At 57.6% G+C, this 11,070-nt stretch carries 8 protein-coding genes and 2 pseudogenes; 1 reads left to right on the top strand and 9 read right to left on the bottom strand.

Annotated elements, in window-relative coordinates; translation table 11 throughout:
- Window positions 1-128 precede the first annotated feature (128 nt).
- A pseudogene (locus tag ACIQWP_RS29925) lies at window positions 129-1,016 on the bottom strand (cytochrome ubiquinol oxidase subunit I); the annotation flags it as partial.
- A gap of 77 nt (window positions 1,017-1,093) precedes the next feature.
- Window positions 1,094-3,361, bottom strand: a complete 2,268-nt coding sequence (locus ACIQWP_RS29920) for an FdhF/YdeP family oxidoreductase (protein ID WP_402795623.1) — start codon at window positions 3,359-3,361, stop codon at window positions 1,094-1,096.
- A 274-nt stretch (window positions 3,362-3,635) separates the two neighbouring features.
- Here ACIQWP_RS29920 and ACIQWP_RS29915 point away from each other — a divergent pair, with 274 nt between their 5' ends.
- The gene (locus ACIQWP_RS29915) at window positions 3,636-4,562 is read left to right on the top strand and encodes a bestrophin family protein (RefSeq protein WP_402795621.1); all 927 of its coding nucleotides are present in this window, start codon (window positions 3,636-3,638) and stop codon (window positions 4,560-4,562) included.
- Window positions 4,563-4,750: 188 nt separating this feature from the next.
- On the opposite strand, the gene ACIQWP_RS29910 is transcribed toward ACIQWP_RS29915, so the two are convergent.
- From ACIQWP_RS29910 to ACIQWP_RS29880, 7 genes and pseudogenes are all read right to left on the bottom strand, one after another.
- Window positions 4,751-5,575 (bottom strand): family 1 encapsulin nanocompartment shell protein, encoded by an 825-nt coding sequence (locus ACIQWP_RS29910; RefSeq protein ID WP_402795618.1) that lies wholly within the window; start codon window positions 5,573-5,575, stop codon window positions 4,751-4,753.
- A gap of 1 nt (window position 5,576) precedes the next feature.
- Window positions 5,577-6,647: a Dyp-type peroxidase gene (locus tag ACIQWP_RS29905; RefSeq protein WP_402795616.1), complete on the bottom strand. Its 1,071-nt coding sequence runs from the start codon at window positions 6,645-6,647 to the stop codon at window positions 5,577-5,579.
- 87 nt (window positions 6,648-6,734) lie between these two features.
- A pseudogene (locus ACIQWP_RS29900) lies at window positions 6,735-6,851 on the bottom strand (formate dehydrogenase); the annotation flags it as partial.
- Window positions 6,852-6,908: 57 nt separating this feature from the next.
- A complete protein-coding gene (locus tag ACIQWP_RS29895; RefSeq protein ID WP_112400213.1) occupies window positions 6,909-7,151 on the bottom strand; it encodes a DUF2171 domain-containing protein in 243 nt (80 codons plus the stop codon).
- Between the two features lie 125 nt (window positions 7,152-7,276).
- Window positions 7,277-9,880 carry an ATP-dependent chaperone ClpB gene (gene clpB / locus ACIQWP_RS29890; RefSeq protein ID WP_402795613.1) on the bottom strand — a complete coding sequence of 868 codons (2,604 nt, stop codon included), beginning with the start codon at window positions 9,878-9,880 and terminating at the stop codon, window positions 7,277-7,279.
- Between the two features lie 58 nt (window positions 9,881-9,938).
- The gene (locus tag ACIQWP_RS29885; RefSeq protein ID WP_402795610.1) at window positions 9,939-10,469 is read right to left on the bottom strand and encodes a DUF1269 domain-containing protein; all 531 of its coding nucleotides are present in this window, start codon (window positions 10,467-10,469) and stop codon (window positions 9,939-9,941) included.
- 166 nt (window positions 10,470-10,635) lie between these two features.
- Complete coding sequence (locus ACIQWP_RS29880) at window positions 10,636-11,034, bottom strand: hypothetical protein (RefSeq protein ID WP_402795607.1); 399 nt, start codon at window positions 11,032-11,034, stop codon at window positions 10,636-10,638.
- Between the last annotated feature and the right edge of the window lie 36 nt (window positions 11,035-11,070).

The following is an 11,070-nucleotide window of genomic DNA, read 5'->3' as shown; positions in this document are numbered from 1 at the left end:
GCTGAACCCACGGCAAACCTCCAGTTTGCAACATGGATTCAGATTCGCGCCGTTTTGGAAAGCCGCAAAGAGTCCGAAATCGCGCTCGTTAGTATAACAACCTGTATTCGACCCCAGGGAAATTACCGGTCTCGATCATGCTTGAGGATCAGCGATCCGAGATGCGGGATGGCAATCTCGTAGCGTACCCGCGCTTCCTCGTTGCTCGGCAGACCAAAGAGGATCAGCGGAGCGCCCTCGGCATGTGCTTCATAATGCCCTCCCATCGCGAGGATCTTGGCAGGCTGATGTTCCAGCGTGTTGAGACCGTGTGCGTCGCCGGCGAAAATCTGGATCGGTGTGACGATCGCCGCCATCCACATCGCCATCGAGAACATCTTCCTGGCCCCGCGATTGGAACGGTCCCGGAGCAGATGCCACGCCCCGACACCGCCAACGACAAACGCCGTTGTCAGGTAGGCTGCCAGGACCGTATGCACGAGGCGATAAGGGAAGCTCGGATTGAATATGATCGCCAGCCAAGAACCCGCAGGCACGAACTGTCCATTCGCATTGATCTCAAAGCCGGTCGGCGTGTGCATCCAACTGTTGACCGAGAGGATCCACGTTGCCGAAATGAGCGTGCCGAGAGCCACCATACAAGAGGCAAAGAAGTGTAACCCTTTGCCGACCTTGTTTATTCCAAAGAGCATGACCCCCAGAAATCCGGCTTCGAGGAAGAATGCCGTGAGCACTTCGTATGCCATCAGCGGGCCGATGATAGGCCCCGCCTTTTGAGAGAATACGGACCAATTCGTGCCGAACTGGTAGGACATGACCACGCCGGAGACCACGCCCATGCCGAAGACGACTGCGAAGATTTTCAGCCAGTAGCGATAGAGGTTGGCGTACACACCGTCTCCCGTTTTCAGCCAGAGCGCCTCGAGCACCATGAGAAAACTCGCAAGCCCGATCGAAAAGGCCGGAAACATGAAATGGAACGAGACAGTGAATGCGAACTGGGCTGTCGCTAGAATGACCGCGTCTAGGTTCTCAAATAACGTCCGTCTCCCTGGCTAAGATCGGTTCGAAAGTGACTGTTGCTGGCGCTTTCTTATGCCGCCAGTACCCTGACAGGGATGGACTTTGCTGCCGGAGTGCCGCTGATCTTGTCGTAATATTCGAGCGGAAGAAGCGGGTTGAGCTCCGGGTAATAGCCGGCGACCGACCCCCGCGGCATCGGATAGTCCAACACCGTGAGACCATCGACCCGACGCTGCACGCCGTCTTCGGTGATCGTCTCCAAAGAGACGCGTGCGCCCGCTTCGAGGTTGCGTTGCTTCCGATCGTCCTCGTTCATGAACAGGACCATGCGGTCGTTATAGACGCCGCGATAGCGATCATTGTAACTGTAGATGGTCGTGTTGAACTGGTCGTGCGAGCGCACGGTCGCAAGCCTCAGCATAGCCGGGTCCGCGACCGGTGCATTCACTTCCAGGCCAGGCAGTAGAAGGAAATTCGCCTTGCCGTTCGGTGTCGGCCAGACAAGCCGACGCGGCGCAACGTCCAGGTGGAAGCCCTTTGGATTTTTGATCTTCTCATTGAAGTCGGTATAGATTTCCGGATAGACGGCCGCGATCTTGTCACGGATCAGGTTATAGTCCTCGATATAGCTCGCCCACGGGATCTTGCTGTCGGGAAGAGTCGCCATGGCCATGCGGCATACAATCTCCACCTCCGGCTTCAGATGCTCGCTGGCCGGCGTCAGCACGCCACGGGAGGCCGTGACGTTCGACATCGAGTCCTCGATTGTTACGAACTGTTCACCGGCCGACGTCCGGATCCATTCAGACCTGGCGATCACGGGAAGGATCAGCGCCTCCTTCCCGTGAACGAGGTGGCCACGATTGAGCTTGGTCGTAATCCCGACAGTGAGCGCAAGCTTGCTCATGGCCGCATAGGATCGCTCTGTGTCAGGGATTGCGCGAACGAAATTCCCACCCATGCCGATGAAGACCTTGGCAGTCCCATTCTCCATTGCCTCCACGGATTCAACCGTATGATGGCCGTGCTCGCGGGGCGGTTCGAAGCCGAAGACGTCCCGGACCTGGTCGAGATATTCCTGCGTCGGCTTCTCATCGATCCCGACGGTGCGGTCGCCCTGGACATTCGAGTGTCCGCGGATCGGGGAAATCCCCGCTCCCGGCTTTCCGAAATTGCCCTTCAGCAGCAACAGATTTGCGACCTGTTGCAACAGACGCGACCCGTCCTGATGCTGGGTGAGCCCCATGCCGTAGCAGATCATCGTTGCTTTCGAACGGATATAGATTTCGGCGCAACGGCGGATCTGGTCTTCATCCAGCCCCGACGTCTTGACGAGTTCGGGCCAATCGTGGGTCATCACCTCGTCGCGAATGGCGTCGAGACCAACCGTGTGCTTGGCGATGAACTCATGGTCGAGGATCGTTTCGCCCTTGGCCTCGCGCTCAAACATCACCCTCATGATGCCTTTGAGGAAAGCGAGGTCGCCGCCGATTTTCATATGGACGAATTCGCTGGCGATCGGAGTGGAGCCGAATGTCGCCATCTGGATCATATCCTGAGGTTCGGTGAAGCGTATCAGCGCACGTTCCGGCATGGGATTGACAGCGACGATCGGAACGCCGCGCTTTCGTGCTTCAACCAGATTCGTCATCATGCGCGGCGAGTTCGTGCCGGTGTTCTGGCCAATGACGAAGATCGCCTCGGCATGTTCGAAATCCTCAAGGATCACCGTGCCCTTCCCGACGCCGATCGCAGGCGGCAGACCGCGGCTGGTGGGCTCATGGCACATATTGGAACAGTCGGGGAAATTGTTGGTGCCGAACGCCCGGATGAAGATGGCGTAGAGGAAGGCTGCTTCGTTCGGTGTGCGCCCGGAGGTATAAAATTCGGCCTGATGCGGGCTCTCGAGCGATCTCAGATGCTTGCCAATCGTTGCAAAGGCGGTGTCCCAGTCGCAGGGCACATATTTGTCTGTCGCGGCGTCGTAGCGCATCGGCTCCGTCAAACGGCCCTGCATCTCGAGCCAATAGTCCGACTGTTCCATGAGTTCGGAGACGGTGTGCTTGGCGAAAAAGTCCCGCGTGACCCGGAATTTGGTCGCTTCATGCGCCAGCGCCTTGGCACCGTTCTCGCAGAATTCGAGCGTCTTCTTGCAATCGGCATCCGGGAAGGCGCAGCTTGGACATTTGAAGCCGCCAGGCTGGTTCATGGCAAGGAGGGCTCGTGACCCCTTTGTCACGACACTTTGCTCGAGCAGCACCTTTGCCGTCGCGGCTGCGGCACCCCATCCCCCAGCGGGATGATGATAGGTTTTATACTGCGCTTTCTTGTCACTCATAGCCCGCACTCCGCCGCTGTATCATTAATGCCAGTAGAACACGTTATCCCATTGTTTTCCATAGACGATTTGTCTCGTTCCCGGGGACAATTTGTCCATTTTGCGGTGGGTTCGCCCTGCTAAGCCTTTGACAATGCTGTCTGCGCGAAATGGTACAGTTCTTGCGAAGCGAACCTGGCGTGAGAGGCCAGATGAAGCCGTTTCGCTCACCCTTGTGACCGTGACGTCGTTCCTCATCACCGCGAAACGCAATGCCACAGCAATCAGGTGAAACATGATCGTCCGAGAAACTCCGAACCTGCTCCGTCTCTTCCTTGAGATTCGAGGGTCGGTGATCAGACGCATCTATCCCCGCGTCCTCATCGTCATGTTCATGTCGGCTATCGTCGTATGGGCGCACACGCGACACCCGACGCTCGTTCCGCTGGTCGACGGCGCGCCGTTTTATCTGATCGGCCTGACGCTTTCCATTTTTCTCGGGTTTCGAAACAACGCCTGCTACGATCGCTGGTGGGAGGGGCGAAGGCTTTGGGGGCATCTTCTTGCCCACAGCCGTGATCTGGCGCGTCAGACTATCATCTTACTGCCGAGTGGCGATCAGGCAGCCAAAGAGCGCGAAAGGCTGATCCGGCTGAACATCGTCCTTGTCGAGGATCTTGTGCGCCACCTGCGTTATGGGGATCGGCTAGGCGACAACGTTGAAACCCTGCTCTCGAATGAAGAAAGAGCTAGGCTTCTTAGAGCATCCAATGCGCCCAATTATATCCTGCAATTGATGGGCGAATGTCTCGCCGGTCTTTCAGCCAAAGGCTACGTCACCGACATCGAGTTCAGCATCCTCGACCGCACGATCTCGGGAATGAATGAAGTTATCGCCGGCTGCGAGCGTCTTCGCAACACGCCGGTTCCGTTCGGTTACACGCTTCTGCTTCACCGAACCGCTTACCTCTTCTGCTTCCTCCTGCCGTTCGGTCTCGCCAATATGCTGGGACCAATTACACCGCTGGCCGCCGGCATTATCGCCTACACGTTTTTCGGGCTGGATGCGCTTGGGGACGAGCTGGAGATGCCATTCGGAACCATGCCCAACGACCTGCCGATTGCTGCGATCGCCAAATCAATCGAAATTACCTTGAGAGAGGCTTTAGGAGAGGAGGATCTCCCGGAAATGCCTGTGCCGGTGGAATCGATCCTTCTCTGATGCTTTGAAGACTGCGGATGCATGCCACCCTGCATGGCTTGGAGTAGCGGCGGCGGCCGGTGTGTCAGGCTTGTGCATACGCCGCCGTTTTCTGCCCCGCGAAAATCCATTGAGCGCGGATAGCTTGCCTCGTAAAACCCGAGATGAGACAAGCCGCTGTCCACGGTCGCATCACCCTTACCAGTAACCTACACGCTCTTATCAATCTGAGCCTGCGCAGGCAGCAAAGCGATCGCCGCTTCGGCGGTCAGCATCCGAAAGGTAAAGCTTTCCTGGAAGTAGAGTTCGACTGTCGTCGCCGAATGACTGAGATAGCCGATGGAGATGTCCTGGCCAAGATCGAGCTCGAAGTCCCCGCCCCTGGTCGTCAGGACGAAGCCGCCCTTGATTGCAGGCGCCCAGATGATCCCGCCATCGACAACCTTTTCGATATGATGGAACACCGGGTAGCCTTCGTCACTTCCGCCGCTTGCGGCGGTATATTCTTCTTCACCAAGAACCAGGGCATAGGGACCTTGAACGCCGGCGAGACGCAACTGGCTGACAGCCTTCGCAACGACATCGGGATAGTTCTTGAGGCTTGGAGGAAGGTTCAGGGCGGGATTGCTGCTGGCATCGCGAATTCCCTGGATCCCGGCCGCAGTAAAGCCTTCGAAGACAGCGCGGTCTTCGCTGAAGGCCAGCCTGCGTGCGGCTTCTTTGACCGGCGACCAGTCGGAATCCTCCGATCCGCGCTCGACGTCGTCGATTGCGGACCGCGAAAGTTCGAAGGCAACGCGAAGTTCGACAACCGCCTTGACTTCGCGCAGGGAAGCCTGGACACCCTCGCCTAGGCTATCGACCTGTTTAAGGTGCCCCGTGCCGGCGGCGGAAAATTCGGCGCCCTTCGGACCGTCGACGTCCATCACACGACGCGCAGCCAGGTGACGCTTGAGCGTCCTCTTCGCTTCTTCCTCGATTTGCTCCCATGCCTTGGCCGAGATAGGAGCGAGGTGTCTGTGAAGATTGTCCATGTCAAACCTCTTTCTTTAAAGAACCGATCCCGAGGGAGCCGTCTATGTTTTCATTCCGGGGAGCGGAGTTCGTATTGTCCGATTGATCTGTGGAGGCAGATTCAGCTTCGGCAACCGGTGCAGGGGCTGCGTCGGGCTCGACACCGTCAAGAAAGGTTGCCGACGGAACGAAGAAGAGGCTGCCGGTAATCGCCTGGCTGACATCAAGCAGGCGATCGTAGTTTCCCGGGGGGCGGCCGACGAACATATTGACGAGCATCTGTTCCATACGCGCTGGGGATCGGGCGTAGCCGATGAAATAGGTCCCGAATTCGCCCTTCCCGACATCGCCAAAGGGCATATTATCCCTGACGATATCGAGCTCCTCGCCGTTCTCGACGATCGTCGTCAGCGCATTATGCGCGTAGCTCGGTTTGACGCTGTCATCGAGCTCGACGTTGGAGAATTTCTTGCGGCCAACGATACCCTCCTGCACTTCGACAGGTATCGCATTCCATTTTTTCAGGTCGTGCAGGTATTTCTGGACGATCACATAGCTGCCGCCGGCAAAGGCTGGGTCTTCGTCGTCGATGATCGCCGCGTCGACCGCTGCCTGATCGACCGGGTTTTCCGTCCCGTCGACGAAACCGATGAGATCGCGATCGTCGAAATAGTTGAAGCCCTGGACCTGATCTGCGGTTGCCACCGCATCTCTAAGCCGCGACATGATCTCCATCGCGAGCTCGAAACAAAGATCCATGCGGGCCGCGCGAATGTGAAAGAGGATGTCACCCGGGGTGGAAACCGCGTGATGCACGCCGTGGATTTCCTTGAAAGGATGCAGGTCTTTCGGCCTCGGTCCGTCAAACAGGCGGTCCCACGCGTCGGATCCAAAGGCCATCACGCAGGACAATCTGCCTTCCAGGTCGCGGAATCCGACCGCGCGAAGCAGTCCGCCGAGATCGGCGCACAGCGACCGTACGGCTCTTTCGTTGTCCGGGCCGGGATTGATGGTCAGAACCAGAAAAATCGCCGCGCGCGTGAGGCGGGCAACAACAGGCTGTGGGGTTGGTTTTGTTTCGTCTGCCGCCATAATCCGTCCGTTAAATCTTTCAAATGTCGCGCCTGGCATGCGGGTGAGGAACGACATTGCCGCACACAGTTTTTGGTCTTGGAATTTCTACCTCAATTTGTAGGAGCGCGCGCCTTTGCCGGCAAGACCACCGTCCTCGACAATGAGATAGTCCTCGCGAATAGGCTTCCCACCAAAATAGTCCTGCAATATTTCAAGCGTGCCTCATTGAGATCGATCGCCCCTGGCAGCCGCCGCGAGGCAATCGATTAAAAGCCGCGATCACTCATTCTCCGGAACAGGGCGGCCGGATCGCTCCTCTTCGAGCGTAACAGCGATATCGGCATTGGCGGAAAGGCGAACCTTATCGCCTTCGACACCGGCAACGAAACCGAGTTCGATATAATGATGATGCCGGCCCTTGTGAAACGCATCGCCGCTGTCGCTCTTGATGAGCTTGATGCGATTGCCTTCGACGCGGTCGACAGTTCCGACGTGGACGCCATCAGCGCCGATCACTTCCATGCCCTCTTTGATCTTATGGTCCGTCACGTTTCTTCTCCTTTGCTGCTGAACTGGGACCCCAAGGCGACTGCGCTGGGATCAGCGATATGGTTGGCAAGGGTGGGCTACGCGGTCGACCGCGGCGCCTATTCGTCTTCGTCGTCCAGTATCTTGACGGCCTTGCCGTTGAAGGTGAGCCCATCTTTTCCGACCGAGAGCTTCACGGTCGAGTCATCGTGAACCTCTCCGCCCAGAAGCAGTTCGGCGAGCGGGTCCTGGACGAAACGCTGGATGGCCCGTTTCAGCGGGCGCGCGCCAAAGGCCGGGTCCCACCCTTTCTCGGCAAGCCAATTCTGCGCCTTGGTATCGAGCGACAGATTGATTTTTCGATCGCTGAGCAGCTTCTTGAGGCGTGCGAACTGAATGTCGACGATACGGCCCATCTCGGTCTTCTGGAGACGATGAAACAGGATGATCGCGTCGATGCGATTGAGGAATTCCGGACGAAAATGGACCCGAACCATCGCCATGACCTCTTCGCGTACCACACTCGTCTTTTCACCTTCCGGCTGGTTGACCAGATATTCGGCGCCGATATTCGACGTCATGATGATCAGCGTGTTGCGGAAATCGACCGTCCGGCCCTGGCCGTCGGTCAGGCGCCCATCGTCAAGCACCTGTAGCAGGACGTTGAAGACATCCGGATGCGCTTTCTCGATCTCGTCGAAGAGAACGACCTGGTAAGGCCGCCGGCGGACGGCTTCAGTCAATACGCCGCCCTCATCATAGCCCACATAACCGGGAGGCGCGCCGATCAGCCGCGAAACCGAGTGTTTTTCCATGAATTCGGACATATCGATGCGAACCATCGCGGTTTCGTCATCGAAGAGAAATTCCGCAAGAGCTTTGGCGAGTTCGGTCTTGCCGACGCCGGTCGGCCCCAGGAACATGAAGGAGCCGATCGGACGATTGGGATCCTGCAAGCCGGCACGGGCACGGCGCACGGCTGTCGATACAGCGCGCACGGCCTGCGCTTGGCCGACGACCCGCTCGCCGAGCTTTTCCTCCATGTGGAGCAGCTTGTCCTTTTCACCCTCAAGCATCTTGGTGACCGGCACGCCGGTCCACCGCGATACGACCTGGGCGATGTTGTCGGCGGTTACTGTCTCGCTGATCGAAGAGGTTTCGTTTGCCTCGATCGCGGCAAGCTTCTTTTCCAGTTCCGGAATTGTGCTGTAAGAAAGCTCGCCCGCCCGTTGGAACTCGCCTTTGCGCTGGGCATTCGCAAGCTCGGTGCGATATTGCTCAAGCTCGCTCTTGATCTTCTGCGCATCGGAAAGCTTGCCCTTTTCCGCCTGCCATTTGGATGTCAGGTCGGCTGACCTCTTTTCCAGGTCGGCCAGCTCCTTTTCGAGCGCCTGGAGGCGGGCCTTCGATCCTTTGTCATTCTCCTTTTTCAGCGCTTCCTGCTCGATCTTCAGCCGAATGACATCGCGGTCGATCGTGTCCAGTTCTTCCGGTTTGGAATCGACCTGCATTTTCAGGCGCGCCGCGGCTTCGTCGACGAGATCGATGGCTTTATCGGGCAAGAAGCGATCCGTGATGTATCGATTGGACAAGGTGGCTGCCGCCACCAGCGCCGCATCCGAAATCCGCACGCCATGATGCAGCTCGTATTTCTCCTTTAGGCCGCGCAGGATCGAGATCGTATCCTCCACGCTCGGCTCCGGCACGAAGACCGGCTGGAAGCGCCGCGCCAGCGCCGGGTCCTTCTCGACGTGCTTGCGGTATTCATCGAGCGTGGTCGCACCGACGCAGTGCAATTCCCCGCGTGCCAGCGCCGGTTTCAACAGATTGGAGGCGTCCATGGCGCCATCGGTCTTCCCCGCACCAATCAATGTATGCATTTCATCAATGAACAGGATGATACCGCCTTCTGCGGAGGTGACCTCCTGCAGAACAGCCTTTAGCCGCTCCTCGAACTCACCCCTATACTTCGCCCCAGCAATCAGAGCGCCGAGGTCGAGCGCCAGAAGCATCTTGTTATGCAGGCTTTCGGGCACGTCACCATTGACGATACGAAGCGCCAGCCCCTCGACGATCGCGGTCTTGCCGACACCCGGCTCGCCGATCAGGACAGGATTGTTCTTGGTGCGGCGCGAAAGGACCTGGACCGTACGCCGGATTTCTTCGTCGCGGCCGATCACAGGGTCCAGTTTTCCGTCCCGGGCGGCCTTGGTCAGGTCGCGGGCGTATTTTTTCAAGGCATCGTAAGCGTTCTCTGCCGACGCATTGTCGGCGGTTCGTCCCTTGCGTAGCGCGCTGATCGCCGCCGTGATCGCCTGAAGGCTTACCCCGGTATCGGAGAGAATCTTGCCCGCATCGCTGCTACGCTCCTCGACCAGAGACTGGAACAATCGCTCCACGGTCACGAAGCTATCGTCGGCTTTTTCCGCGATCTTTTCTGCGGCGTCGAATATGCGGGCAAGTTCGGAAGCCATATAGACCTGCCCTGCTCCGGAACCAGAGACCTTCGGCAATTTTGCAAGCGCGTCCTCGGTCGCGCCGAGAACGGTGCGGGAGTTGCCGCCGGAACGATCGATAAGGCCGGAAACGAGACCTTCATTATCGTCCAGCAATACTTTCAGGAGGTGCAAGCTGTTAAATTGCGGATTTCCGTCCCGCATGGCGAGCGATTGAGCCGACTGTATGAAGCCTTTCGCACGATCCGTGAATTTTTCGATGTTCATTTTGGCCACCTTCTACAACGGCGATTGGACGACTGAGACAAGCTGGAAGATGTCAGCGTCAGTTGTTCGAGGAGACCTCGGCGGGCGCCGTGCTTCCGAAGCCGGGCGATGCCGCCAGCGCGTCACGCAGTGCCTGTTCCTTGGTGTGATCCAGCGATGTTCTAAGCACCGTTCCGCCGGTGCCCTTGAGTTCATCGAGAACCTTGTCAGCAGTCATCTTGCGGATCAGCAGGAACAGCGCAGCGTTCTCCGGCTTCAGATTTGTTGCAAGCTCCCTCATGAAGCCATCATTGATGCCGTAATCGGTCAATGCGCCGCCAAGTGCGCCGGAAGCGGCACCGATCGATGCGCCAAGGAGCGGCATGAGAAAAATGGACCCGATCAACAGTCCCCAGAAACCGCCGGAAATGGCGCCGACTGCCGTCGTGTTCATCAATTGAATGAGCTTGACCCTGCCATTATCCTGTTTGACGGCGATCACGGCGTCGGAAAGCTCGATCAAATATTCCTTCTGAAGGTTCACGAGCTTCTGCCTTATAGCTTCGGCTTTGTCTTCGGTCGGGTAAACGATAACGATCAGATCGGACACAATTCTCTCCCTCGTTCCAAACCATTCTTCTCCAGGCGCGAAACACTGGAGCAACCATCGTGCCAGATGGCAAAGTCGTTTAAGATCAATTACTTGACCTCTTGAAGCAACGCAGGCAAAGACAATGTGTCGGCTCGGGCAGGACAAATTGTCTTTGCGCCTAGGTCTATTGCCGAGACCGGTTGGGGCCGTACAGGATTTCAAGTGCCGCAAGCGCCGTCAGAATATAAGTTCCGTTTGAATCCATATCCTCGTCGGTGGACAAATCGAGCTGCTTCCAGACGCCATCCAGGTAGCCGGACCGCCGTTCCGCGATCACCTTGTTGGCGATCTGGCTGATCGCGCCGAATTGCGCGAGAGCGTAATTCAGTCCCCGATCATCGAGAAAAAGACCGTGCTGCTGCAGAAGATCGGCCATCGGCATGGATGTCCCGGTCAAATAGAAGAGCAGATCATTTGCGTTCAGCGGCTGATCCTGCGATTGCGGGATCAGCCCGGCCTCTTCGAGCTTTTGTGCCGAGGCCTGCATGTCTTTCGAAAGCTGTTCGGTCGATACGGCGGTCATTGCGGACCTCCAGGGTTCCGTTTGCGTTGAATGTCA

This window comes from Rhizobium sp. NPDC090279, assembly GCF_044769665.1.
Classification (GTDB): Bacteria; Pseudomonadota; Alphaproteobacteria; order Rhizobiales; family Rhizobiaceae; genus Rhizobium.
Note: the sequence above shows the minus strand (reverse complement) of the source record. Positions and strands in the feature narration are given on the sequence as shown.